This is a genomic window from Bartonella sp. AA97HXZ (assembly GCF_042196985.1).
GTDB lineage: Bacteria > Pseudomonadota > Alphaproteobacteria > Rhizobiales > Rhizobiaceae > Bartonella.
Genome location: NZ_JBHIRC010000008.1, coordinates 25,174 through 50,576 on the forward strand (window position 1 = coordinate 25,174; position 25,403 = coordinate 50,576).

Genomic DNA, 25,403 nt, shown 5'->3' on the forward strand with positions numbered 1-25,403 from the left:
TTCTCGATCTATCTAAGAGAGTCAAACTATGAAAAATGTAATACGCATCTTGGGGCTGACAATCATATTTCTTGCAGGTGTTTTTATTTATGATACGCTGACAAATAAGCCTTTAGGTGATAACTTTACTCTCACTGATTCTAATGGAAAAAATATTACTGAGGCTGATGTTCGAAGCAAGCCTTCAATAATTTTTTTCGGCTTCACTATGTGTCCTGAAAGCTGCCCTACCACACTGATGAATCTTGATCGATGGCTTACAGCCCTTGGGCCTGAAGCTGATAAATTAGGTATATGGTTTGTGACTGTTGATCCTGAACGTGACACACCAAAAGTACTCCATGATTATCTCAGTAATTTTAACAATAAAATTGTTGGCATTAGTGGAGATCCTGATAAGGTTCATAAAATGGTCAATTCTTTCAACATCGTTGCTGAAAAAGTTCCTGAAACAGATGGAAACTATACATATAACCATACAGCAGCAATTTTTTTACTTAAAAAAGGTGGAAAATTAGCTGGCGTTATCCGTTATGACACGAAAGAAAGCGATAGCGAATTAAAAGATGAAATCGCCATTGAACGGTTAAAAAAACTCGTCTTAAACTAAAAAAACCGATCAAAAGAAAGAACAGCATGTCGCAACAAATTCGCCTCTATTATACTGCTTCTAAAAATGAAGCAGAACGGTTCTATACCCTTATAGAAACAGCCTTTGACGAAGAAGGTTATCCTCTTGCTCTTACAGAGATAGATGAACAAAATGCTGTATATGAGCTTTCTCTATATGTCGATCAAGACAATCAAGAGAACGCATTAAAACATTTTGCAAGCGTTCTCTCTATAGATTTTGATAAAATTAATATGGAAGTTTTACCCAACATTGATTGGGTACAAAAAAGCCTAGAAGGACTAAAACCTGTGCAAGCTGGTCCTTTTTTCCTTCATGGAAGTCACAACCGAAACGCCATTCCAGCAAATGTTCTCCCTATTGAAATTGAAGCTAATCAAGCTTTTGGCACCGGACATCATGGAACAACAGCCGGTTGTTTAGAAATGATTGCCAAAGTCATGAAACACGAAAATCCAAAAAATGCCCTTGATCTTGGTACTGGGAGCGGTGTACTAGCCATTGGTATAGCAATGCTCAAACCAATTACTGTGCTTGCATCCGATATTGACCCAATTGCTGTTCAAGTTGCACAACACAATATCGAATTCAATGGTGTCAAGGAATATATTACAGCTATTACAGCAACAGATTTTGCCCATGATGCAATTGCATCACGAACCCCTTTTGATCTCATCGTTGCCAATATCCTTGCTAATCCGCTTATTGAACTTGCGCAAGAAGTGGTAAAGGCACTTCAAAAAGGGGGATCACTTATACTCTCTGGAATTCTTGAAGAACAACATGCCCATGTTTTGGAGACTTATATAAAACAAGGAATGAAGCATATCGAAACATACCACCGGCAAGGATGGGTTACGATACATCTGAAATAAAATAAAAGAAAAGGACGTCGTTATGTATCAATCTTTTGAGGCGACAACAAATCCTGCTTATGCAGCAGAACGCATTTCTTGCCTTCGTAAAGAACTCGATCACCTTGGACTCGATGGTTTTCTTGTTCCGCGGTGTGATGAGCATCAAGGAGAGTACGTCCCTCCTCATGCTCAACGCCTTAGCTGGTTAACCGGCTTTACTGGATCAGCTGGGATTGCACTGATTTTAAAAAACAAAGCCATCATATTTACAGATGGGCGATATAAGCTCCAAATTCGCCAACAAACTGATCCTGATATTTTTAATTATGAAGATCTCATAACTTGTCCTCCCTCACAATGGCTTGAAAAAAATGGTCAAAAACTTTCTATTGGCTTTGATCCATGGCTCCACACGATTGCTGCCACCAATGCATTGAGAAATGCATTAGAAATGAAAGCAGGTGGAAAACTTGTAGAAGTTCAACATAATCCCATTGATTTGCTCTGGCATAATCAACCAAAATTACCACAATCTGCCTTATCAATTCACCCTCTCAAATATGCTGGGTGCGATACAGATGAAAAACTCGCTTTGATTTACAAAGATATACAGCAAACTCATGCAAATGCTTTTATTTTTACAGACCCCTCTTCCATTGCATGGACATTCAATATACGGGGCAATGATGTTTCCAACACGCCTTTTTCCCTTTGTTTTGCTCTCATTCCACTTAACGAAACACCAGCTTTATTCATTGACAGCAAAAAACTTGGTGTAGAACAGAAACAATATCTAGAACGTTATGCAAAATTATATGAACCAGAACAGCTTATTCCCAAGATCAAAGAGTATGTTCAAAAAGGGACAGTGTTTGCCTTAGATCCACAGCTAACATGCGAAAAATTACGAACTGTTATTGAAGAAAAAAATAGCTTTTTTATCACACTTACCGATCCTGCTGCTCTACCACGTGCCATTAAAAATGACACAGAACTCAATGGCGCACGCAAAGCGCATCTACGCGATGGTGTTGCCCTAACCCGTTTTTTTTCTTGGTTAGATAAACAAATACCAGGGTCAATAAGTGAAATTTCTGCTGCTCAAAAATTAGAAGAATTTCGCATAAATACAGCAAAAGAAATGGGAGAAAAACTTAAAGATCTTTCTTTTGATACAATTTCAGCAGCAGGAGAAAATGGTGCCATTATTCATTATCGTGTAACAACGCAAACAAATAAACAACTCAAAGCCGGTGAACTTTACCTCGTTGATTCAGGTGGACAATATCGTGATGGCACGACTGATGTCACACGCACCGTAGCAATTGGGAATATTGGAGAAGAAGAAAAACGCTGTTTTACGCTTGTCCTCAAAGGCATGATTGCTCTTTCAACTATCAGATTTCCAAAAGGCACACGAGGGCAAGACCTTGATGCTCTTGCACGCATTGCATTGTGGAAAGCTGGTTTTGATTATGCCCATGGCACCGGTCATGGTGTTGGATCTTATCTTTCTGTCCATGAAGGACCGCAAAATATTTCTCGCAAAGGGTGCCAAGAACTCATCTCCGGTATGATTCTTTCAAACGAGCCAGGCTATTACCGCGAAGGCGCTTTTGGTATCCGTCTTGAAAATTTGATGATTGTGAAACCAGCACAAAAAATTGATGGCGGAGATATAGAAATGCTCTCGTTCGAAACACTCACACATTGCCCCATTGATCGACGGTTAATCCTTCCAGAGCTTTTGACACAAGAAGAACGACAATGGCTCAATGATTACCATGCGCGCGTTTATCAGATGAATGCACCTTACTTAAATGAAGAAGATAAAAAATGGGCAAAAGAAGCAACAATGCCCCTTTAAATGAAGCAACCTATAACTTTTACTCTTTCTACAAAACACAGGATTTTCTCTTTTTAAGGGAAAAATATTTATCTGCGTCAGGAAATATGAAAAATATTTCTACAAGATACTTCAAGTTTTTTGCTGGTATGGTAAACGCTAACCTAGGTGAAGCAAGATGAGATACACCTATACGTGGTAATACTTATCTTGGCGATCTCCATCTAGACATTATTATATCCCTATTTCCTTTATATGGAAACTTTCGTTATATTTTGTAATTTTCCGCATTATATTTCTATTACGTCATTATAATTGGTTTATTACGGCATTTTGGATTAAATTATACATATTTATTTACAATTTTTACCTTGCTTCACAATGATAGTTTATAAATTTTACTAATAATAACCTTGTATATTCTTCATCATAATAGTTTAAGTTTAATATTTAAGCTCAACGTTAATTATTTTAAATAACGTAATAAATATTAAAATATATGGCGCTCTGTTTTTGCAAAAAACAGCCACTATTATCCCTCTTTTTGATTTCATCCCCCAAAAAATGTAAGAGAGATAATCATACAAACAGCATACGATCTTCTAGAAAACATCCTCTAAACATTATGTTTCTCAATCAGCTGTAGCCAAGCCTCTTCATCGATAACCTCAACACCTAATTCCTCAGCTTTAGCCAATTTGGAGCCCGCTCCAGGTCCTGCAACAAGAAGATCTGTTTTTTTAGAAAGTGAACCAGATGTTTTAGCCCCCAATCGCTCTGCCAATGCTTTTGCTTCATCACGTGACATATGCGCCAAAGTTCCTGTAAAAACAATGATCTTCTCCGCTATTGGTGAAGAATCTGCTATGATAGGCTCCTCATCAAGAGGAGTTACTTCTTCAAGCAAAACAGATAAAATCTCACGGTTATGCTCTTCTTGATAAAAATCAACAATTGCGCTCCCTACCTGTGGTCCAATTCCTTCGATATTGGTAAGCTCTATCCAAGCCTCATTTCCTTCTTCATTTTCCTTATCACATGGCATAAATGCTTCCATAGCCGCAGTCTCAAAAGCTGTATAATTTTTATAAGCACGTGCAAGGCGGCGTGCATTCACTTCGCCAACATGACGAATCCCCAATGCAAACAAAAAACGGCTCAAAGGAATTTCTCGGCGCGCATTAATGGCATCATACAATTTCCGCACTGAAACAGTACCAAAACCTTCCATATTTTCCAAACGTATCAAAGACTTTTCTTGGCGCCGTTGTAAAGTAAAAATATCGGCTGGTGTATGAATACAAAGCGCCTCATCTTGAACATGGAAAAAAAACTCTACCTGTTTTTTACCCAAGCCTTCAATATCAAAAGCATTGCGTGAAACAAAATGACGAATACGTTCAATTGCTTGTGCAGGACAAATAAGCCCCCCTGTACAGCGACGCACGGCTTCTCCCACTTCACGAACAGCATGACTCCCACAAGCTGGACACAAATGAGGAAAAATAAAAACAGCAGCATCTTTCGGGCGTTTTTCAATGATAACATCAATAACTTGAGGGATCACATCACCAGCACGTTGTACAATCACGCTATCACCTACACGGATATCACGTCCTTCACGAATGGGCTCTCCTTTATGACCAATTCCCTTAATATAATCCTCATTATGCAAACTAGCATTGGTCACCACCACTCCACCAACAGTAATAGGCGTAAGACGTGCAACAGGTGTCAAAGCTCCCGTGCGACCAACTTGAATGTCAATATCTTCCAAAAGCGCTATCGCTTTTTCTGCTGGAAATTTATGGGCGATAGCCCAACGCGGCGAACGAGAAACAAACCCCAAACGCTTTTGGAGCATCAAATCATTAACCTTATAAACAATACCATCAATATCATAGCTTAAAGAATGACGGCATTCTTCGATATCGTGATAATACGAAATAATTTCTTTTACTGTCTTAAAGACTTTTGTTAATGGATTGATAAAAAAGCCATATTCTTTTAGCTTTTTCATCATCTCCATTTGACTTTCTGCCAATATTTCACTCACCTCACCACAAGCATAAGCAAAAAATTGAAGTTTTCTGCTAGCGGTTATCCGTGAATCAAGCTGACGGAGTGAACCAGCCGCCGCATTTCGAGGATTGGCAAAGGTTAACTTGCCCTTCTCTTGTTGGCTGATATTCAGCGCTTGGAAATCTTCCCGCCCCATATAAACTTCACCACGCACCTCAATGATATCAGGAAAATCACCTTGCAAAACTTGTGGGATATCAGCAATTGTTCGGGCATTTGCCGTCACATTTTCACCGACAGTTCCATCCCCACGCGTTGCCGCACGCACAAGCCGCCCCTTTTCGTAGCGTAAAGACAAAGATAAACCATCAATTTTTGGCTCCGCTGTTATTTCCAACACTTGTGTTTCTGGAAGCCGTAAAAAACGACGAATACGCTCAACAAATTCAGTAACATCTTCAGAGCTAAACGCATTATCAAGTGAAAGCATAGGCTGTGCATGAACAGATTTTTCAAATTTTTCAGAAATTGGTGCTCCAATTTTATGTGAAGGAGAATCAATACGTATAAGCTCTGGAAAAAGAGCTTCAATTTCTGCATTACGACGACGTAAAGCATCATATTCTGCATCAGAAATTTCAGGCTGATCATCACGATTATAAAGCACATCATGACGTGCAATCTCTTTTGCCAACCACTCTAATTCACGTTCTGCTTCAACAGCTGTGAGATTTTTATATGCATCTTTGTTCATAAAATCTATTCCACATTACAAGCGCTGCCACAAGGGCCTCCCACGCCTCCTCATCAAGTGAATCTCAATAAATATAAGCTTTCTAGTATTTTTATCGCTGACTAATTACCTTTATGCTAGAAGCTTTTGAGCCGCTGCACGCGCTTCTTCAGTAATCTGTTCTCCAGCCAACATACGGGCAATTTCTTCTGCACGCTCATGTTCTTTCATTTTATGAATCGCAGTAACAAAGCGTCCTTTATCATGACTCTCAATTTTTGAAATAAGAAAATGACCATGCGCTTTCGATGCAACCTGTGGAGCATGCGTAATAGCAAAAACTTGGACATGTTCTGATAAGCGTTGCAACCGATGCCCAATAGCCGCTGCAACAGCCCCCCCAACGCCTGTATCAATTTCATCAAAAATCAGCGTCGGTGCTGATCCTCGATCAGATAAAACAACTTTTAATGCCAGCAAAAAACGAGATAATTCACCGCCAGAAGCCACACTAAGCATCGGCCCAGCACGTGTTCCAGGATTTGTTCGCACCCAATATTCAATACGATCACATCCCTCTGCACTCCGCTTTTCCATATCACTTTGCATTTCAACAATAAATTCAGCCCTCTCTAATTTCAATGCCGGCAACTCAGCCATAACACTTTCAGATAAATGCTTTGCTGTCTCCCGACGCTTTATTGTTAAGGCTTGCGCCAATGTATCATAATTTTTCTTTGCCTGCTCTGCCTCATCTTCAAAACATGTCAATATAGTCTGAGCCTCTTCAAAATCAGCGAGTTCTGCGTCCATTTTATCGCGTAACTGAATCAATTCATCCGCAGAAACTTGATATTTACGAGCAAAACCCCGAAGAGAAAAAAGACGCTCTTCTATCCGTTCCAATTCATCAGGTTCAAAATCTAATGCTCGTATTGCCGTCTCAATACCTTCTTGTGCTGTTGCAAGTGCATGCAATGCCTCATCAATAGATTTCACCACTGGTGCAATAAGTTCTTGCGCCTCAGGAATTTTCCGCTCCAAACGCCTCACCAAATTAGAAAGCACTGGGATTGGTGATTTTTGACCCGTTAAAAGATCATCCGCTTCTTTAATATCTGTCGCTATTTTTTCTAATTTAAGCATATCAGCACGACGAAGAGAAAGAGCTTCCTCTTCACCAACTTTAAAATCAAGCTTTTCAAGCTCTTCTACACACGCACGAAGATAATCAACCTCCCGTACAGCACTCTCTACTTTAAGACGCTGCCGTTGCAAACGCTCCTCAAATTCACGCCATGTGTGATAACACTGACGCAAATTTTCCACTTCATTTTCAAGACCACCAAAGGCATCTAATAATTGGCGATGTGTAGCAACATCAACAAGCGCACGATCATCATGTTGTCCATGGATTTCAACCAGCAAACGGCCAACACTCCGCATCAATGCAACACTAGACGCCTGATCATTGATAAAAACACGGCTACGTCCATCACTTGATTGCACACGTCGTAAAATAATATCACCCTCATCATCAAGACCATTCTCACGAATAAGTTGACGTGCAGGATGTGAAACAGACACATCAAAAACAGCTGTGACCTGCCCGCGGTCAGCCCCATGACGCACAAGCGAAGCATCACCCCGCCCCCCTAGAGCAAGTGATAAAGCATCAAGGAGAATAGACTTCCCCGCACCCGTTTCTCCAGTTAAAACCGTCAACCCCGCTGTAAAATGAATATCGAGCGTTTCGATCAAAACAATATTATGAATCGAAAGCTGCACCAACATAGAGAATCAACGTACCCTCTTCTTGTCACCACCTAAAGCATTTGAGATCCAAGAAGATTTATGCTCACGTGGTGATATTTTATTCTTCTGCAAGAGATTATAAGAAAATTTATACCACTCACTTTTGGGATAATTACGTCCTAAAATAGCTGCTGCCGTCTGTGCTTCCGACGTTAAGCCGAGAGCAAGATTAACCTCAGTCAAGCGGAAAAGTGCTTCTTCAATTTGATTTGTATCAGAATACTCTTCAACCACGGTACGAAACCGTCTACTTGCCGCAAGATAGCGCCGCCCCTCTTCATAATAACGGCCAATCTGCATTTCTTTACCAGCCAGTTGTTCGCGACCAAAACGGATTTTATCCTTAGCATCCTTGACATACTCAGAATTAGGATAACGCTCTATAAGAAGCTGCATAGCAGCAATAGCACGTTTCGTGTCACGTTGATCACGCGTAACATCAGGAATCCGACGGAAAGAAGAAAGACCAATAATATAGTATGCATAAGCCGAATCAGTCGACCCTGGATAAAGAGTAATATAGCGTTGAGCCATACTAATTGAATCATCATACTTTCCGAGTCGATAATTAGTAAAAGCACCCATGACCAAAGATTTACGTCCCCAGTCTGTATAAGCGTACTGTTTTTCAATCTTCAAAAACTTCTTCGATGCATCCCCAAGCCGCCCACTTTCAAGGCTAGCAAGCGCCTGATTATATAAAACATCTGGTGGCTCTATTTTCAAAACATAAGCAGATGGATCAAGGGTATTTTTCTCTTTAAAGAGGCATCCCGCTAACATACAGGTGCTTCCCAAAAGCACCACCCCCAATATCTTGCGTACAATGTTAGATTTTCTATATGTCATATTTCCAATGCACACATGAGATTTTTTCATAGTTTTTCCGGCCTCCACAGAATATCACCTTGTAGCAAAAACAATTTATCAAAGGTTTTATACCATATCACTTTAAAATCCACATAACCAATTTAGCAGTTTAGGTCAATCATCCCCTTAAAAATCAAATAAACGATAAAAAAATCTTGCCAATTTTTTTACTTTTTCTCTAAAAAGCTTTTTTCATAATATGATTCGTCTGCCAAAACAGCCTTCACCAATTGCGCATTAATTCTATGCCCACTACAATAAGAACGAAATAATCCAATAAAAGGTGCCCCAAGCAAAGCAGCATCACCAATCGCATCAAGCATCTTGTGCCGAACACATTCATTCTCCCAATAAGGACCATCGGGATTTAAAATTTTATCATTAAGGTCGATAACAAGAGAATTTTCCAAAGAAGCGCCTCTCGCCTTTCCAGAAAGCCTTAATTCTTCCACGTCTTTGATAAAACCAAAAGTGCGCGCACGTGACAAATCATCCCTAAACCCTCGAGTGGTAAGATCAAAACTGAAATGTTGCTTACCAATAGCAGAAGAAGGAAAAGAGATCGTTATATCAAAACGACGTCCATCGAATGGCAAAAGCTCTGCAACACCATGAGCTCCTTCAACCCGCACCGGCTTTTTTATAATGAAATAAGAACGCAACGCATTTTGCTTTACAATACCAACATCTTCAAAAGCTTGGCAATATAGCCACGCTGAACCATCCAAAATAGGAATCTCATTATGTGATACTTCAATAACAAGATTATCCAAATTATAAGCAGCAATTGCCGCCATCAAATGTTCAATTGTTTCAACCCTTACATCTCCATCTCCAAGTACTGTTGATAATTCAGTTTTTCCTGTTTGCGATGCATGGGCTTGAAATACTTTCTCTGTTCCGTCTAATCCACAACGCTTAAAAACAATACCACACCCAACATCCGCTGGACAAACCTTTACCACTGATAAACAGCCACTATGAACGCCAATCCCCTTAAATGTTACTGCTTTTTTAAGAGTAGACTGATATTTTGGTACTAAATTCATCATATCATTTTATTAAATTGCTTGTACATCTTTTAACAAAATTTATAAAACTATAAAAAATATTCATAGTAAATAATAAAAAAAAACCGCTTATTGTAAGCGGTCTTTTTAAAACAAAGTATTTTATCCAAAAAACAGTAATATATTTTACTGTATAATTTTTGACTGAGCATTAAAGAAATAATAAAATTTCTTACTTTACCTCATTTTTCATCAATTAATTTGCCTGACGACGTAAAAATGCTGGTATTTCCAACTGATCTTCTTCACTTATAAAAGTACGCTGATCTTGTGGTACCTGAGGATGCAGCTCACCAGAACGACGTGGAACATAAACAGAAGCATCTTGAGAAAGCGTCTGAGAATTTTTATTGTAAACATGAGAATCTTTCTGCTGAGACGATCTAACAGCAGGCTCCAGCCTCGCTTCTGGCTCAGCTTCTTCACGATGTGTCAAGCTCTGTTTCAAACGCTGCCAAAGATTACGAGGACCTTGATCAGTCACAAATGTTCTTTGACTTTGTCCATGAGCAACAGGTGGAAAATCCTTTAACTCAGGCATACGCATTGGAGCGCGCGCTTGCATTTGTTGCATTTGTTTTGGTTGCACTGGCTTTTCTTTTTGCTTCACAAGCCCTGTCATCTCATCAAGAACATGCGCTGTTGCCTCCATACTCACAGGAGCCGTCATCGCCTGTTGAGAACCACGGCTTACTTGCATACGAGGCACATTGGATCTCTGTTCCTGAACAGCATTTGAACCATACGCAACAGCATTCGTGGCACTTCGTGTCGTCATTGCTTCTGCAGGTTGTGCAAAAATTTGACTTTTGGGACGGAACTGTTCTCCGGTTGATTTACCCTTCTCTATTTCAAGTGATTCGATCACTTCTACCATTGACTCAGAACGCAGAGGCGATGATTGAACATGAAAAGAACTGTGTGACGTTCCAGGATCGCTCTTGCGTATTGAAGAAGCAGGCCTTTGAATCTGAGGATGAGAGGACTGAACCACATCACTAACTTCACGATCAATACCGGTGGCAACCACAGAAACACGAATAACACCTTCCAATGACTCATCATCAATAGCGCCAAAGATCACATTCGCATCAGCATCTACTTCTTCACGAATACGATTAGCAGCTTCATCAACCTCAAAGAGAGTCATATCACGACCACCCGTAATAGAAATCAATAAACCACGCGCCCCACGCATAGAGGTATCATCCAACAATGGATTTGCAATAGCAGCTTCAGCCGCAGCCAAAGCACGCCCATCACCAGATGCCTCACCCGTTCCCATCATGGCTCGACCCATTTCGTGCATAACAGAACGAACATCAGCAAAATCAAGGTTAATCAAACCCTCTTTAATCATCAAATCCGTAATGGAAGCAACACCAGAATAAAGCACTTGGTCAGCCATAGCAAAAGCATCAGCAAACGTTGTCTTATCATTTGCAATACGGAAAAGATTTTGATTGGGAATAACAATCAATGTATCGACAGACTTTTGTAATTCTTCAATACCTGCCTCTGCCGTTTTCATACGACGTGCGCCTTCAAACTGAAACGGCTTTGTCACAACACCAACAGTCAAAATACCTTTTTCACGCGCTGCGCGAGCAACAACGGGAGCAGCCCCTGTTCCAGTTCCTCCCCCCATACCAGCAGTAATGAAAACCATATGAGAGTCTGCAAGATGATCAATAATTTCATCAATACATTCCTCCGCCGCCGCTTGTCCAACTTCAGGCAAAGCCCCAGCACCCAAACCTTCTGTCACAGCTGCCCCAAGTTGGATAACACGTTCAGCCTTTGACATAGCCAAAGCCTGTGCATCCGTATTTGCAACAACAAAGTCAACTCCCTGAAGACCAGCATTTATCATATTATTCACGGCATTCCCGCCACCACCTCCAACACCAAAAACGGTAATGCGTGGCTTCAATTCCGCGATATCTGGCCGATGCAGATTAATCGTCATTTTCTTTTCCTTCTCATAAGACACCGCAAGCCAAAGCGATGAAATTTATCCAACTAGACTTAACTAAAAACTCTCACGCAACCACTGACCAACACGCTGAAAATATCCACGCGTGCCCATCGATAAATGATTTCCTGCCGCCTGCATTGTTTTTTCTTCAAAACCCACCAATTGCGGATAAATTAACAACCCAACAGCAGATGTAAACGCCGCCCCTTTTGCAAGAGAAGGAAGCCTCGAAATACCTAAAGGCCGCCCGATACGAACATTTCTTCCTAATATAGTACGTGCCATTTCTGGCAATCCTGTTAACTGGCTTGCTCCCCCAGTCAAAATAACACGTTTACCAATGATGTGACCAAAACCAGAACGATTTAAACAATCACGGACCATTTCTAAAATTTCTTCAACACGCGCACGAATGATACGCCCAAGAACCGCGCGAGGATATTGAGTTCCACGCTGTTCACTCCCAATTTCTGCTACATTAATCATTTGCCGCTCATCAGCACTTGTTAAAAGTGCTGAACCATAAACAACTTTTAAACGTTCCGCCTCTGTTAAAGACATAGAAAATCCGCGCGCAACATCAAGAGTGACATGATGCCCCCCAACAGCAAAAGCATCTGCATGAATAAATTTCCCCTCAAAAAACACTGAAAATGTTGTTGTTCCACCACCAAAATCAATACATGCAGCCCCTAAACGCGCCTCATCATTCATCAAGACAGCAAGACCACTTGCAAAGGGAGTAGCAACCATTGCTTCAACACTCAAATGTGCACGATTAATACAAGTTTCCAAATTACGCAAAGAGGCTGTTTCTGCTGTTACCACATGCACGTCGACACCAAATGTTTCCCCTGCCATGCCAATAGGATCAAAAATTCCTTTATCTCCATCCAATACATACGAAACTGGAACTGAGTGCATAACATGACGTTCAGCATCAAAGGCTTTACGCGAAACATCTGAAAAGGCCATACGCATATCACGCTTGGTGACTTCACGACCATTCAAATGAACCTTTCCATTAATCAAAGCACTTTGTAATCGACTTGAGGAAAAATTCACAATCACTGAATCCACCACCAAACCCGCCATTTTTTCTGCCGCATCAACAGCCAATCTTATTGATTGTTCTGCTGCAAACATATCCATGACAACACCAGATTTAATACCACGTGAACGCTGCACTCCAAAGCCTAGAATTTCCGTAGAATGTGTACGACCATGTAAATAGTGCGCATGCTTCAAAGGACGCAAACAAGCAATAAGACAAACAATCTTACTTGAACCGACATCAAGTACCGTTAAAAAACGTGTTTTACGCCCCTTCAAATGATGTGATCTGAGTAGCATCATAGGCTTCCTGCCTTTCGCGCTTTTAAAATACGTTCTTCTTCTGCTACAGTAGCATGATAACGCTCCAACGTTTCATCTGATAAAGAAACAGTAATTCGATCAGCAAGACGTAAATCAACACTGAGAATATCGCGAGATAAAAGATCTTGCATTATACCGGACGAAAAAAGAGAAGAAAGCCTTTCAAGAGCACCATTTTCAGGCAACATAACGCGCATTCCATTATTCAAAACAAGATCCCAACGTCTATCACCTACCCGCACAAAAGCACGAATACGATCATATACTTCCGGATAGACTGACAGCGCTTGAATAAACACTTTAGCAGCATTTTGTGCACCCTGCCCAACCACAAGAGGTAAATCCCGAACAATTTCTCCTTTAAAAGGCACAATGACACGACCTGTATTATCAACAATATCCATTATGCCATCATGTTGCCAAATGGCATAGGGTTCACGCTCCACGATGGAAATGCGCATTCTATTGGGATAAATTTTCTGAACATTAGCCGATTGCACCCAAGCCTGTTTTTCCAACAGAGAACGCGCTCTTTCAACATCAAAAGTGAATATAGAAGGCGCAACATCAAGTTTTAAAATTTTAAAAATATCCTGCTTTGCCAAGCGCTTATTACCGCTTATATCGACATGAGTGACCACAAAACTACTATCCAATATGATCGTATTTACGATCACAGCCATCTGACCACTTGATGAAAGTCCATAAAAAGCCGTAACAAAGAAAAACCACACAACAGCAAAAGAGCCGAAATGGCGTGGAATATGAATATTGACAAAAACAAACTCAAACATAAACCGAAGAAAACGACGATAAAGACGTGGCAAAGCCGGCACTGAAAGCACCTTCATCGGAACATTTGTTTTATTAACATTCAACGCATACATGATGCGTCCTCCACCATCCATTGAACAATATCGCCGTAAGTACGGCCGCTCGCTTTTGCAATATCAGGAAGAAGAGACGTCGAGGTCATACCTGGTTGCGTATTAATTTCAAGCCAAACCAATTCTCCCGTTTTTTCATCAAAACGAAAATCAGAACGGCTAACACCTCGACACCCTATCGCCTGATGGGCTGCTAAAGACATTCTTTGCACACTTTGGTAAATATTTAGTGAAAGTTGTGCAGGACAAATGTGAAGAGAACCACCCGTTTTATATTTTGAGTCATAATCGTAGAATGGAAAGTGTTTATCGGGAAGAATTTCACACACATCCAGCACTTCATTCCCCAAAACAGCACAAGTCAATTCACGACCAGGAATATATTTTTCAATCATCACCTCATCGGCATACCCCCACTCAGCTCCCCCAATATTATGCGGCGGTGCAGCTTCATTTCCTTGAACAATGACAACACCAAAACTTGATCCTTCACACACAGGTTTAATTACATAAGGAGGCTCCATGGGATGCGTTCGGCCCAAAGCAAAGCGGCTCATGATACGAGAAGGAGCAACACAAACCCCAACATTTGCAACGATAATTTTTGCACGTCCCTTATCCATTGCCAAAGCAGATGCCATCACGCCAGAATGAGTATAAGGAATTTTTAAATATTCAAGAATCCCCTGAATCCGACCATCTTCACCAAATGGACCATGCAATGCATTGAAGGCAATATCGGGCTGCAACTGTTCAAGAACAGAAGCAATATGAGCATCAACATCCACGCGGCTCACGCGATACCCCTGCACCTCTAAAACATCAGCACACGCCGCCCCTGAAGATAAACTTATAGACCGTTCAGAAGAAAAACCTCCCATTAACACAGCTATATGTTTATCTTTCATAATAAATCACCCTCTTTCGCATACTATATGTAGCCTATATAGAATACATCAGCACTACATACAGGAAAAACAAAGTTTATCCTTGCGAATCAATAACCTAGCATTTTGCATAATGAATCAGACTCAAAAGCCTGATGCAAGAGATTCTTTGTTAATTTATTGATTCTTAATAGAAATTTTTTATTATCTCTTTGAAATGACTCAATTTTTTATTTTCACTTTTTAGTGAACAATAAATCAATGAAATGGATCAAAAGGAGAAACACTTCGACCACGCTCAAATTGACCAATACGCTCTATTTCCCATTGTAAAAGGTGGGCTGAATTTGCAAAAACACGCGCACGCACTGTTTCTCCCAATGCTTCAAGATCATATCCTGTTGCTTGCCCTGTATTAATCATAAAATTACAGTGCATTTCACTCATTTGAGCGCCACCAATCTGTAAACCACGACACCCTGCTTCATCAATCACGCGCCACGCGGATATATTCTCAGGATTTTTGAAAGTTGATCCCCCTGTTTTTTCGCGAATAGGTTGCACTGTTTCTCTGTGGAGGGCAACTTCATCCATAGCAGCACGAATATCATCTTTATTGCCGAGTTTTCCTTCTAATAAAGCAGCCGTAAAAATAAAATCTTTAGGAATATCACAATGGCGATAGGAATAATGCATATCTTTCACACTCAAGATATGACGTTGCCCTTTACGATCCAGCGCATAGACCTCGACAACACGCGCTGCGGTTTCAACACCATTCGCACCCGCATTCATTTTGAGAGCTCCCCCAAGACCTCCAGGAATACCATGATAAAAATGAAAACCTGCAATCTCAGCTTCTAAAGCGGCAGCAGCTAAATGTTTATCCGCCGTACCAGCACCAACTAAAAAGCCTTTTGGAGAAACTTGTTTCACTTGCCCAAATTTTTTTGGCGAAAGACGAATCACAACACCAGGAACCCCCCCATCACGCACCAGAAGATTAGAACCAATACCGACAATTGTTACAGGAACAAATTCAGGCAAATTTTGAAGAAAGAGAGCCAAATCTTCTTCATCAACAGGCTGATAAAAAAGCTCTGCCAACCCGCCCGTGCGAAACCACGTTACCTTACGCATCTCAACATTAGGTGTAAGCTTTCCTCTCACGCCACCCAACAGTGGTTGCAATTGCGCCAATAGCGCCTCACCATCAATGTGCTGAAAATTTATCATGACCATCCAATACCGCTAACTGATGAGGCAACGCACAAGCCCATTGTGTGATATTGCCAGCACCAAGAAAAACAACATAATCCTCTGCCTGAGCAAATTTTGAGACAAGAGACACAACATCTTCCAAACCATGTATCAAGCGCACATCACGATGACCCGCCATTTTAATATGCTCTACCAATTCTTGAGAACCAAATCCTACAATAGGCTCTTCACCAGCCGCATAAACGGGCGTAATCAACACTGTATCTGCATCATTAAAACAAGCAGCAAAATCATCAAATAAATGATACAAACGCGAATACCGATGGGGTTGTGCAATCGCAATAACACGCCCTTTTGCACTCTCACGTGCAGCACGCAAAACTGCCTTTATTTCAACAGGATGATGTCCATAATCATCAAATATTTCAATGCCACGCCAACTTCCTGTTCGCGTAAAACGCCGTTTTACTCCGCCAAATTCTGCTAAGCCCCTTTTTATAGCTTCATTTGAAATACCAAGTTCATGTGCAATAGCAATCGCCGCCGTTGCATTGGCAACATTATGCTGCCCTGCCATGGGCAAAAGCAAATTTTTCAACTCAATCTTTCTTCCTGTTTTGCGTGAGCGAACAAGAACATCAAAATGCGTTTTTTGACCATCCATCGAAAGATTAAGAAAACGAACATCCGCTTGTGGATTTGCACCATAAGTGATCACCCAACGATCATCAATACGGCCCGCCAATGACTGAACCTCTGGATGATCAAGACACAAAACAGCAAAACCATAAAAAGGAACATTTTCTATGAATTGCCGAAAAGCCTCACGCACAGCATCAAAACTTCCATAATGATCCAAATGCTCAGCGTCAATATTAGTAATAACAGCAATATCAGCAGGCAGCTTTAAAAATGTACCATCACTTTCATCAGCTTCAACAATCATCCAATCGCCATCTCCTGTACGAGAATTCGTACCATAAGCATTAATAATACCGCCATTAATCACCACTGGATCAAAATGACCAGCATCAAGAAGGGCTGCGACCATTGATGTGGTTGTTGTTTTACCATGTGTACCACCCACCGCAATTGCACGCCGAAACCGCATCAGCTCCGCCAGCATTTCTGCACGTCTGACAAGCGGCAAATGTCTTTCCTTTGCAGCAATATACTCAGGATTTGTTTTTTTAACGGCAGTAGAAAAAACAACAACCTCTGCATTCCCTAAGTTTTCAGCACAATGACCTATATGAACGTTAATTCCTTTTTTCCGCAAACGTTCAACATTTGCACTTTCAACTTGATCTGACCCTTGAACTTTATAGCCAAGATTATAAAAAACCTCCGCAATTCCACTCATACCGATCCCCCCGATTCCGATAAAATGGATAACGCCTATATCAAGTGGCATTTTCATTAAAAAGCTCCTCTTTTATATCTGACAACAATCGCCCTGCAATTAAGGATTCAGCCATATCAGCAAGGCGACGGGTTGCATGAGGTTGTCCAACTTTTTTTGCAGCAAGCGCTTGTTTTTCCAATAAATGGGGCGCACAACAAGCGTGCATTAAAAGAGAAGAAAGCTTTTGTGCATTTAAATCTTTTTCTGATATAATTTGCGCTCCCCCCACACGAGCAAGCAAAGCTGCATTGGCAGCCTGATCATGATCTAAAGCATGGGGATAGGGAACAAGCAGAGCAGGTCTACCAATCACCGCTATCTCACAAACGGACGAAGCCCCAGCGCGCGACAAAATAAAATGAGCATGTGCCATACGTTCAGCCATATCATCAAAGAAAGGAGCAACTTCTGCTTGTACCCCCATATCACGATAGATTTTGATCAACCTTCCTGCTTCACCGCGGACTTGCTGTACAATTCGTAAACGTTTACGGTTCTTATCATCAAATAAAGCAATAGCTTCTGGAACAATATGTGAAAAAGCAGAAGCCCCTTGGCTACCTCCAAAAATCAAAAAATTAAATGGCTTTTCTCCCTCTGAAGAATGATAAGGAATTTTGGCCGCCTTCAACACAGCCTCACGGACAGGATTCCCCGTCAAAAGTATTTTATGAGCATAAGCGCCATTTGGTGACAACAAACCACCAGCGATTGCACGCACAAAAATTGCCAACATCCGATTGGCACGCCCCATAACAGCATTTTGTTCATGAATAAATGTCACACGCCTCGTTAAAGCCGCAATAAAAAGAGGAGGAAAGCTCGGATACCCCCCAAATCCTCCAACAAGAACAGGACGTAATTTATAAAACAACGCCAACGATTGCCCCATACCCCTTAGCAAAGACCAAAACGTCTTTATCAGAGCAAAAGGATGGCGTCGTGTAAATGTTGCCGATGAAACGATATGAATATGCTCTTCATCAAAACACCGAACAAAAGAGCGTGCTCTTTCATCTGTTATTAAATGAACATCATATCCACGCTGCCTTAATTCAACAGAAAGGGCTTCAGCAGGAAAAAGATGTCCACCTGTACCACCAGCCACCAAAATAATAACTTTTTTATCATTCATAAGGGGTATCCAAGACAGAAGAGGAAGAAAAAGCTGAAAGGCGCGCTTCTGGCCAACGACGTGTTAAACTAAGCAAAATGCCCATTGAAAACGCAATCGCCACCATCGAAGAACCACCATAAGAAATAAAAGGCAATGTCATACCTTTTGGAGGAATTAAGTGAAGATTAACGGCCATATTAATAGCTGATTGAAAGCCAATCATCATTGCTATGCCAGTAATACCAAGACGTATAAAGGAATCACGTGTATTCATGGCTATATACAATGAACGCATAACGATAAAGCCAAACAGCATCATAATTAATAAACAAAGAATAATACCATATTCTTCAGCAGCAACGGAAAATACAAAATCTGTATGGCTATCAGGAATGATACGTTTTACTGTGCCCTCCCCAGGACCTTGCCCAAACCAACCACCATTCAAAATAGCCTCACGTCCCACATCCACTTGAAAAGTATCTCCTTCACCTGTCAAAAAACCATTGATCCGCTCGCGCACATGATGCAGAAAAAAATAAGCTAAAATAATTCCTACAACGCCTAAAATGAGAAAGAGAAAAATAATAGTAAGAGGGACACCAGCAATAAAAAACAGCCCCCCCCATGTTGCACTTATTAAAACTGTTTGTCCAATATCAGGCTGCAAAACCAGAAGCACACAACAAATGGCATAAAGTAGAATCGCTAACGTATAACCCAGAATGCCCCTCTTGCGTATCTGTTCCGAAAAAAGCCAAGCGGACATAACCACAAAAGCTGGCTTCATAAACTCTGACGCCTGTACAGAAAAACCAAATAGTAGAATCCACCTCCGTGCTCCCTTTAATTCTGGACCCCAAAATAAGGTTGCAACCATAAGAGCAAGCGTTACAATGAGCAAAAGAGCACATAAACGACGAATATTAGAAAGCGAAAAAAAGGAAATGGTAACCATCGTAAAAAATGCTGAAATGCTAAAAATGATATGCCACCGAACAAAATAAAAACTATCAGCAATTCCGATTTTTTTTGCAATAATAGGGCTGGCAGCAAAAGACAGCATAATGCCAATTCCCATTAAAATTAAACAAGCTGCAAAGATAGAGCGATCAATCGTCCACCACCAATTAGCAATTGGATCTCTATCTGCACGCGTCACCATGGTATCCACCTTATCCATTTTATAAATTATCTCAAAGTGATATGGTTCCCCAGCCTGTTTAACAAACACTTTAAAAACTAAATTACACAAAAAAAGATTCTGGAGTCTTAACGCAAAAATATTTTTTTATAACTGATGCTTTTTTATTGTAACTGCATCACAAAAGAGACAAATGCTTCGCCTCGCATTTCATAATTTTTAAATTGGTCATAACTTGCACAAGCAGGTGACAAAAGAACCGTCACCTCTTTTGCCTGAAAATCCATTGCGTCAACAGCTGCTTCACACACCGCATTTTTCAAAGTTAAGCTCATAGAAAAGGGAAAAGCAGATCCAATAGTGCGAGCAAATTCTTCCGCCGCGCTCCCAATCAAATAGGCTTTACGAATTTTAGGAAAAAATTCTCTAAGAGACTCTATCCCTCCCTTTTTTGCCTGTCCTCCAACAATCCAAAAAATATCATTAAAGGTGGAAAGCGCAGGAGCTGTTGCATCTGCATTAGTAGCCTTGCTGTCATTGATAAACAAAACCGCCCCCATTTTACGCACCTGCTGCATACGATGATCCAACCCTTTATAACTTGCCAAATGCTTGTTCACAGAAGGATCGGTTATTTTTAAAGCCTGCAATGTTGCTAATGCCATAAGGGCATTTTGCGCATTATGACTCCCACGTAACCCCGCCATAGGAGCAAGATCTGCAAGCATATGACTCTGTCCTTGACGAACAGAAAAGAGCTTGGTCCCATCTGCATAAAAACCATTTTCAACAAAATGATCCTTGGAAATTGCCTCAATTTGCTTCCCATCATGAAGTAACTGTTGATATAAAACCCGACAAGCTGCATCATCAACTGAAATGAAAGCCTGAGAAGCCTGAGCAATCAGATGCCTTTTGGTTTGCACATAACAGGCAAAACTCCCATGTCGATCAATATGATCAGGTGTTAAATTCAATAAAAGTCCAATGGTCGGCTGAAGAGAGGGAGTAAGATCAATTTGAAATGATGAACATTCAATCACATAGATACGTTTTTTAACAAATGGCTTAAGCGTCAATATTGCTTTTCCGATATTTCCCCCCATCTGCACATCATAGCCCATTTTTTCCAACAAATGCGCAAGTAAAGCCGTTGTGGTTGACTTGCCATTCGTCCCCGTAATCGCAATGAAAGGAACATCTTGGTCACACAAACCATAATGTTGTAAAAAATGCTGGCGCGCACGAACAAATAATTCAATATCACCGATAATTTCTATATTTTTTTTTCGTGCTTTTTCAACAATCCAATGGGGCTGAGGATAACTTAAAGGAACTCCAGGAGCTACAATCAATGCAACAAATTCTGACCAATCTTCATAACGGAGATCTCGTGTTGGAATATTGTGCCGAAAAGCCATTTGCACGCTTGAAGAACTATCATCCCACGCCACCACTTCTGCGCCACCGCACATCAATGCTTGTGCCGTTGCTAGTCCAGACTGTCCCAATCCAAACAGAGCAACTTTTTGACCTTTATAACACGCAACAGAAATCACATTCTCACCGCAATTTAAGTGTTGAAAGACCTATGAGAGCGAGAACAATCGAAATAATCCAAAAGCGTATCACGACTTGGCTTTCAGTCCAGCCTTTTTTCTCAAAATGATGATGTATCGGTGCCATAAGAAACACGCGTTTTCTTGTTAATTTGAAATAACCAACCTGAATAACGACCGAAAAAGCTTCCACAACAAAAAGCCCACCAATAAGAACCAAAACAATTTCGTGTTTCGTAGCAACCGCAACAGTCCCTAAGAGTCCTCCAAGAGCCAATGAACCAGTATCTCCCATAAAAATAGCTGCAGGTGGTGCATTAAACCATAAAAAACCAAGCCCTGCCCCAACAACAGCTCCCAATAAAACAGCCAATTCACCTGTTCCCGATACATAATGGATTTGGAGATAATCAGCAAAATTCATATTACCAGAAAGATAAGCAATCAGAGCAAAAGATAAAGCTGCAACCATCACAGGAACAATAGCAAGCCCATCGAGTCCATCCGTTAAATTAACCGCATTACCCGTCGCAACAATGACGAAAGCAGAAAAAGGAATAAAAAACCAGCCCAAATTGATAAGATAATCTTTTAAAAAAGGCAAAGCTAATCCAGATGAGCCAATTTTCAAGATGGCAAAAGCCGCAATTGCCGCAACAAAAAACTCCAAGCTTAATCGTGCTTTCCCAGAAAATCCTTTGTCTGTTTGTTTTGTGACCTTAAGATAATCGTCATAAAATCCAATTCCCCCAAAAGAAAGCATAACCAATAGCGATACCCAAAAGTAAATATTCGATAAATTACCCCATAAAAATGCCGATACCACAATGCCGATTAAAATCATCAATCCACCCATTGTAGGTGTTCCAGCCTTTTTAAAATGTGTTTGAGGACCATCAGCACGAATCGGTTGCCCCTTACCCTGCCGCAATTTAAGAGAAGCAATGATGCTAGGTCCAAACAAAAAGACGATAAGCCCCGAAGTAAGCATAGCCGCTATCGTGCGAAAAGTAATATAACGAAATACATTCACACCTGGAAGCCAATCACTAAACGAAGAAAAAAATAGCATCATGGAATAAAAAAACCTCTTAAAACTATGAAGAAACCGCTTTATAGCGATCAAGCAATGCAGTCACAATATTTGATGAACAAAGGCTATTGGATGATTTAACCATAAGCAGATCCCCAGAAGAAATTTCTGCTAAAAGAAGCGATAAAATTTTCTCAATATTTTCAGCATAATGAACCTTAACACCAGCAGACAAATCACTGACTAAAGATTTCATCGCCTCACCAAATAGAAAAACCGGATTAGCACCAGAAAGACGTATTGGTTTTATTAAATCACGATGAAGCTTTTCACTATACTCCCCTAACTCTAGCATATCTCCTAAAATAGCAATTCGCCGCCCCCCTTTCCCTACAGGCCCTGTAGCAAGAAGCTCAAGTGCAGCACGCATAGAAGCAGGATTTGCATTATAGCTTTCATCAATGAGATAAAATTCACCCCCATTTGATAAAGACAGTCGATAACGAACACCTCGCCCCTTTTGAGAAGAAAAATGGCGAAAAGAAAGAAAAACAGGCTCTAGCTCAACCCCCATAGCATCACAAGCAGCAATAACCCCTAAACTATTTTGCACAATATGGCGCCCAGGAGCACCAATTTGGACCTCCCTATCCCGCCCCCCCATACGCACAATCATAGAAGAACTATCGGTTAGAAGACGTATATCATGCGCTTGATAATCAGCATCTTTAGTCTCACCAAAGCTTAAGATCTTTTTTACACCGCATTTCTTTGCTTTTTGAACGAGATAAGAAAAAAAATCACTATCCGCATTTAAAATGGCAATGCCTTCCTCATCCAATCCTTCAAAAATTTCAGCTTTTGCCTTTGCTATTTCTTCAAGATCCTTGAAAAAACCCATATGTCCTGCACAAATATGCGTAATGAGAGCAACATGCGGACAAACCAGTTTGACCAGAGGGCGAATTTCATCTCTGTGATTCATGCCAATTTCAAAGATACCATAATCACTCTCCACAGGCATCCGCGCTAAAGTGAGTGGAACCCCCCAGCAATTGTTTAAAGAAGCGAGATTCGCATGAACATTCCCAGCCGTTGCAAGTGCTTGTTTCAAAGCTTCTTTTGTCGTTGTTTTTCCCACCGATCCTGTTATCGCGATAATCTTAGCTCTTGAACGTTTGCGTGCAGCTTGTGCAAGTTGTTCTAAGGCTTTCAAAACATCAGGAACGACAATGAGTGGAGCCGATATCTTTTTCATATCCCTCAAACGGTGTTCCGTAACGATAAGAACGCCTGCACCTCGTTCATAAGCTTGCGCAGCAAAATCATGACCATCAAGATGATGCCCTTTAATGCAGAAAAAAACATCCCCTTCCGCAAGAGTACGGCTATCAATGGAAACCCCAGAAAAAGTTTCTGGCAGGCTTCCCATTACAACACCATTAACTGCAGCAACAAGTGCTTGCTTATCCCATAAAGCTGTCATTTCTTTCGGTCCTCTAAAGCTTCTATCGCTTTCAGACGATCTGAAAAAGGATAAGTTGTCTGCCCTATAATTTGGCCATCCTCATGACCTTTTCCAGCAATGATTAATGTATCACCAACTTTCAAAAGCTCCACCGCGTAAGAAATAGCCTCTCCACGATCTGCTATCTCTATTGCTGTTGGCACCGCCTGTAAAATATCCTTGCGTATTTTTTCTGGCATTTCTGTGCGAGGATTATCATCCGTTACAATAACAATGTCCGCTTTATCCGCCGCAATTTTTCCCATCAAAGGTCTTTTCCCTTGATCACGATCTCCTCCACAACCAAAAACAACGATCAAGCGCCCTTGCGTAAAGGGACGAACAGAAAGCAAAACCTGCTCCAAAGCTTCTGGTTTATGGGCATAATCAATGTAAACAAGCGCATTATTTTCTGTCTTTCCCACAAACTCTAACCGCCCAGGTGCCCCCTGCAAAGTTTCAAGCGCAGAAAAAACCTTACGAGGTGAAACGCCCGTTGCAATTGCTAACCCCGCTGCCATAAGCGCATTGGCGACCTGAAAATCTCCAGCTAAAGGCAAATCAAATGTATAAATATTGTTTTCCACACGACACTCAATACACTGTTTTGAGCGTTGATGTTCGACACGATTAATCGTGATAAATTGCCCCTTACGACCAATTGTCAAGACACGGCGGCGCGCTTGTGTAACAACATCAATAACCTTTTGTGAATAAACATCATCAGCAAAAATCAAAGCAGGAGCAGATACAGGCAAAAGTGTATCAAACAACCTCATTTTAGCCCGCAAATAATCCTCTACCCCCGTGTGATAATCCATGTGATCTCGCCCTAAATTGGTAAAGGCACCAGCCGTTAAACGGACTCCATCAAGTCGTCCTTGGTCAAGCCCATGCGAAGAAGCTTCAAGAGCTGCATGAGTCACACCTTCATGAGAAATTTCATAAAGAAGACGGTGCAAGACGACCGGATCAGGTGTTGTGAGAGAACCATAAACATTCCGTTTAGGAGAAACAACACCAACCGTTCCTATACTCGCAGCACAAAATCCAGCATAAGTCCAAATTTGCCGAAGAAAAGAGACAACAGATGTTTTACCACTTGTACCAGTCACAGCAACAACCGTTTCAGGCTGAGAACCGTAAAAACGTGCAGCTGCCAACGCTAAACTATGACGAACATTAGAAACACGTAAAATGGGAACAGATAAATCCTCAAGAACAGCATGATAATCTGTAACGATTGCTCGTGCGCCACGCTTTATCGCATCATCTATATAGTGCCTTCCATCACTTTTTTTTCCTTGAACAGCGACAAAAACATAGCCTGGCAAAACTTGCCGAGAATCCACACTTATTCCTGTTATTTCTATTGAAGAAAGACTTTCATCTTCAACACATTCTGTAAAAACTGTTCCCAACAACATAATAACGCACCTTTATA

At 41.0% G+C, this 25,403-nt stretch carries 19 protein-coding genes; 3 read left to right on the forward strand and 16 right to left on the reverse strand.

All coding sequences use genetic code 11. The features are described 5' to 3' along the window. The first annotated feature begins 28 nt into the window (after window positions 1-28). Genes ACFINE_RS05750 through ACFINE_RS05760 form a run of 3 tightly spaced genes read left to right on the forward strand, consistent with a single transcriptional unit; the run spans window position 29 to window position 3,355 of the window. Entirely contained in the window at window positions 29-610 is a 582-nt protein-coding gene (locus tag ACFINE_RS05750) for an SCO family protein (RefSeq protein ID WP_375621357.1), read from the forward strand. Window positions 611-636: 26 nt separating this feature from the next. After that, entirely contained in the window at window positions 637-1,506 is an 870-nt protein-coding gene (locus ACFINE_RS05755) for a 50S ribosomal protein L11 methyltransferase (protein ID WP_375621358.1), read from the forward strand. A 22-nt stretch (window positions 1,507-1,528) separates the two neighbouring features. Then, complete coding sequence (locus ACFINE_RS05760; protein ID WP_375621359.1) at window positions 1,529-3,355, forward strand: aminopeptidase P family protein; 1,827 nt, start codon at window positions 1,529-1,531, stop codon at window positions 3,353-3,355. Window positions 3,356-3,950: 595 nt separating this feature from the next. Here the strand turns inward: ACFINE_RS05760 and ligA are convergent. The 16 genes from ligA to ACFINE_RS05840 all read right to left on the reverse strand — a co-directional run bounded on the left by ligA (window position 3,951) and on the right by ACFINE_RS05840 (window position 25,386). Then, the gene (gene ligA, locus ACFINE_RS05765) at window positions 3,951-6,110 is read right to left on the reverse strand and encodes an NAD-dependent DNA ligase LigA (protein ID WP_375621360.1); all 2,160 of its coding nucleotides are present in this window, start codon (window positions 6,108-6,110) and stop codon (window positions 3,951-3,953) included. A 111-nt stretch (window positions 6,111-6,221) separates the two neighbouring features. Then, window positions 6,222-7,883, reverse strand: coding sequence for a DNA repair protein RecN (recN, locus tag ACFINE_RS05770; RefSeq protein WP_375621361.1), 1,662 nt, complete (start codon window positions 7,881-7,883; stop codon window positions 6,222-6,224). 6 nt (window positions 7,884-7,889) lie between these two features. After that, a complete protein-coding gene (locus ACFINE_RS05775; protein ID WP_375621362.1) occupies window positions 7,890-8,783 on the reverse strand; it encodes an outer membrane protein assembly factor BamD in 894 nt (297 codons plus the stop codon). Window positions 8,784-8,941: 158 nt separating this feature from the next. Then, a complete protein-coding gene (lpxC, locus tag ACFINE_RS05780) occupies window positions 8,942-9,826 on the reverse strand; it encodes a UDP-3-O-acyl-N-acetylglucosamine deacetylase (RefSeq protein ID WP_375621363.1) in 885 nt (294 codons plus the stop codon). A gap of 214 nt (window positions 9,827-10,040) precedes the next feature. Further along, entirely contained in the window at window positions 10,041-11,813 is a 1,773-nt protein-coding gene (ftsZ, locus tag ACFINE_RS05785) for a cell division protein FtsZ (protein ID WP_375621364.1), read from the reverse strand. A 63-nt stretch (window positions 11,814-11,876) separates the two neighbouring features. After that, complete coding sequence (ftsA, locus tag ACFINE_RS05790; RefSeq protein WP_375621365.1) at window positions 11,877-13,178, reverse strand: cell division protein FtsA; 1,302 nt, start codon at window positions 13,176-13,178, stop codon at window positions 11,877-11,879. Then, entirely contained in the window at window positions 13,175-14,086 is a 912-nt protein-coding gene (locus ACFINE_RS05795) for a cell division protein FtsQ/DivIB (RefSeq protein ID WP_375621366.1), read from the reverse strand. Before ACFINE_RS05795 ends, ftsA begins: the two co-directional genes overlap by 4 nt. Then, window positions 14,074-14,994, reverse strand: a complete 921-nt coding sequence (locus ACFINE_RS05800; RefSeq protein WP_375611998.1) for a D-alanine--D-alanine ligase — start codon at window positions 14,992-14,994, stop codon at window positions 14,074-14,076. Before ACFINE_RS05800 ends, ACFINE_RS05795 begins: the two co-directional genes overlap by 13 nt. A 237-nt stretch (window positions 14,995-15,231) precedes the next feature. Continuing rightward, complete coding sequence (gene murB, locus ACFINE_RS05805; protein WP_375621367.1) at window positions 15,232-16,209, reverse strand: UDP-N-acetylmuramate dehydrogenase; 978 nt, start codon at window positions 16,207-16,209, stop codon at window positions 15,232-15,234. Continuing rightward, window positions 16,187-17,614 carry a UDP-N-acetylmuramate--L-alanine ligase gene (gene murC / locus ACFINE_RS05810; RefSeq protein WP_375621368.1) on the reverse strand — a complete coding sequence of 476 codons (1,428 nt, stop codon included), beginning with the start codon at window positions 17,612-17,614 and terminating at the stop codon, window positions 16,187-16,189. The genes murB and murC overlap by 23 nt, the downstream gene beginning before the upstream one ends. Then, on the reverse strand, window positions 17,598-18,734 hold the full coding sequence (murG, locus tag ACFINE_RS05815) for an undecaprenyldiphospho-muramoylpentapeptide beta-N-acetylglucosaminyltransferase (RefSeq protein WP_375621369.1): 1,137 nt from the start codon (window positions 18,732-18,734) through the stop codon (window positions 17,598-17,600). Before murG ends, murC begins: the two co-directional genes overlap by 17 nt. After that, on the reverse strand, window positions 18,727-19,881 hold the full coding sequence (locus ACFINE_RS05820) for an FtsW/RodA/SpoVE family cell cycle protein (RefSeq protein WP_375621370.1): 1,155 nt from the start codon (window positions 19,879-19,881) through the stop codon (window positions 18,727-18,729). Before ACFINE_RS05820 ends, murG begins: the two co-directional genes overlap by 8 nt. Before the next feature lie 143 nt (window positions 19,882-20,024). Further along, window positions 20,025-21,419 (reverse strand): UDP-N-acetylmuramoyl-L-alanine--D-glutamate ligase, encoded by a 1,395-nt coding sequence (murD, locus tag ACFINE_RS05825; RefSeq protein WP_375621371.1) that lies wholly within the window; start codon window positions 21,417-21,419, stop codon window positions 20,025-20,027. Window positions 21,420-21,423: 4 nt separating this feature from the next. Then, window positions 21,424-22,494 (reverse strand): phospho-N-acetylmuramoyl-pentapeptide-transferase, encoded by a 1,071-nt coding sequence (mraY, locus tag ACFINE_RS05830; protein ID WP_375611992.1) that lies wholly within the window; start codon window positions 22,492-22,494, stop codon window positions 21,424-21,426. A gap of 22 nt (window positions 22,495-22,516) precedes the next feature. Then, complete coding sequence (gene murF, locus ACFINE_RS05835) at window positions 22,517-23,938, reverse strand: UDP-N-acetylmuramoyl-tripeptide--D-alanyl-D-alanine ligase (RefSeq protein WP_375613366.1); 1,422 nt, start codon at window positions 23,936-23,938, stop codon at window positions 22,517-22,519. Further along, window positions 23,935-25,386 carry a UDP-N-acetylmuramoyl-L-alanyl-D-glutamate--2,6-diaminopimelate ligase gene (locus tag ACFINE_RS05840; protein ID WP_375611990.1) on the reverse strand — a complete coding sequence of 484 codons (1,452 nt, stop codon included), beginning with the start codon at window positions 25,384-25,386 and terminating at the stop codon, window positions 23,935-23,937. The genes murF and ACFINE_RS05840 overlap by 4 nt, the downstream gene beginning before the upstream one ends. Window positions 25,387-25,403: the final 17 nt, after the last annotated feature.

Coding starts and splice junctions, on each gene's coding strand:
- ACFINE_RS05750 (WP_375621357.1), top strand. CDS start 29: ATGAAAAATGTAATACGCATCTTGGGGCTGACAATCATATTTCTTGCA.
- ACFINE_RS05755 (WP_375621358.1), top strand. CDS start 637: ATGTCGCAACAAATTCGCCTCTATTATACTGCTTCTAAAAATGAAGCA.
- ACFINE_RS05760 (WP_375621359.1), top strand. CDS start 1,529: ATGTATCAATCTTTTGAGGCGACAACAAATCCTGCTTATGCAGCAGAA.
- ligA (WP_375621360.1), bottom strand. CDS start 6,110: ATGAACAAAGATGCATATAAAAATCTCACAGCTGTTGAAGCAGAACGT.
- recN (WP_375621361.1), bottom strand. CDS start 7,883: ATGTTGGTGCAGCTTTCGATTCATAATATTGTTTTGATCGAAACGCTC.
- ACFINE_RS05775 (WP_375621362.1), bottom strand. CDS start 8,783: ATGAAAAAATCTCATGTGTGCATTGGAAATATGACATATAGAAAATCT.
- lpxC (WP_375621363.1), bottom strand. CDS start 9,826: ATGATGAATTTAGTACCAAAATATCAGTCTACTCTTAAAAAAGCAGTA.
- ftsZ (WP_375621364.1), bottom strand. CDS start 11,813: ATGACGATTAATCTGCATCGGCCAGATATCGCGGAATTGAAGCCACGC.
- ftsA (WP_375621365.1), bottom strand. CDS start 13,178: ATGATGCTACTCAGATCACATCATTTGAAGGGGCGTAAAACACGTTTT.
- ACFINE_RS05795 (WP_375621366.1), bottom strand. CDS start 14,086: ATGTATGCGTTGAATGTTAATAAAACAAATGTTCCGATGAAGGTGCTT.
- ACFINE_RS05800 (WP_375611998.1), bottom strand. CDS start 14,994: ATGAAAGATAAACATATAGCTGTGTTAATGGGAGGTTTTTCTTCTGAA.
- murB (WP_375621367.1), bottom strand. CDS start 16,209: ATGATAAATTTTCAGCACATTGATGGTGAGGCGCTATTGGCGCAATTG.
- murC (WP_375621368.1), bottom strand. CDS start 17,614: ATGAAAATGCCACTTGATATAGGCGTTATCCATTTTATCGGAATCGGG.
- murG (WP_375621369.1), bottom strand. CDS start 18,734: ATGAATGATAAAAAAGTTATTATTTTGGTGGCTGGTGGTACAGGTGGA.
- ACFINE_RS05820 (WP_375621370.1), bottom strand. CDS start 19,881: ATGGTGACGCGTGCAGATAGAGATCCAATTGCTAATTGGTGGTGGACG.
- mraY (WP_375611992.1), bottom strand. CDS start 22,494: ATGATGCTATTTTTTTCTTCGTTTAGTGATTGGCTTCCAGGTGTGAAT.
- murF (WP_375613366.1), bottom strand. CDS start 23,938: ATGACAGCTTTATGGGATAAGCAAGCACTTGTTGCTGCAGTTAATGGT.
- ACFINE_RS05840 (WP_375611990.1), bottom strand. CDS start 25,386: ATGTTGTTGGGAACAGTTTTTACAGAATGTGTTGAAGATGAAAGTCTT.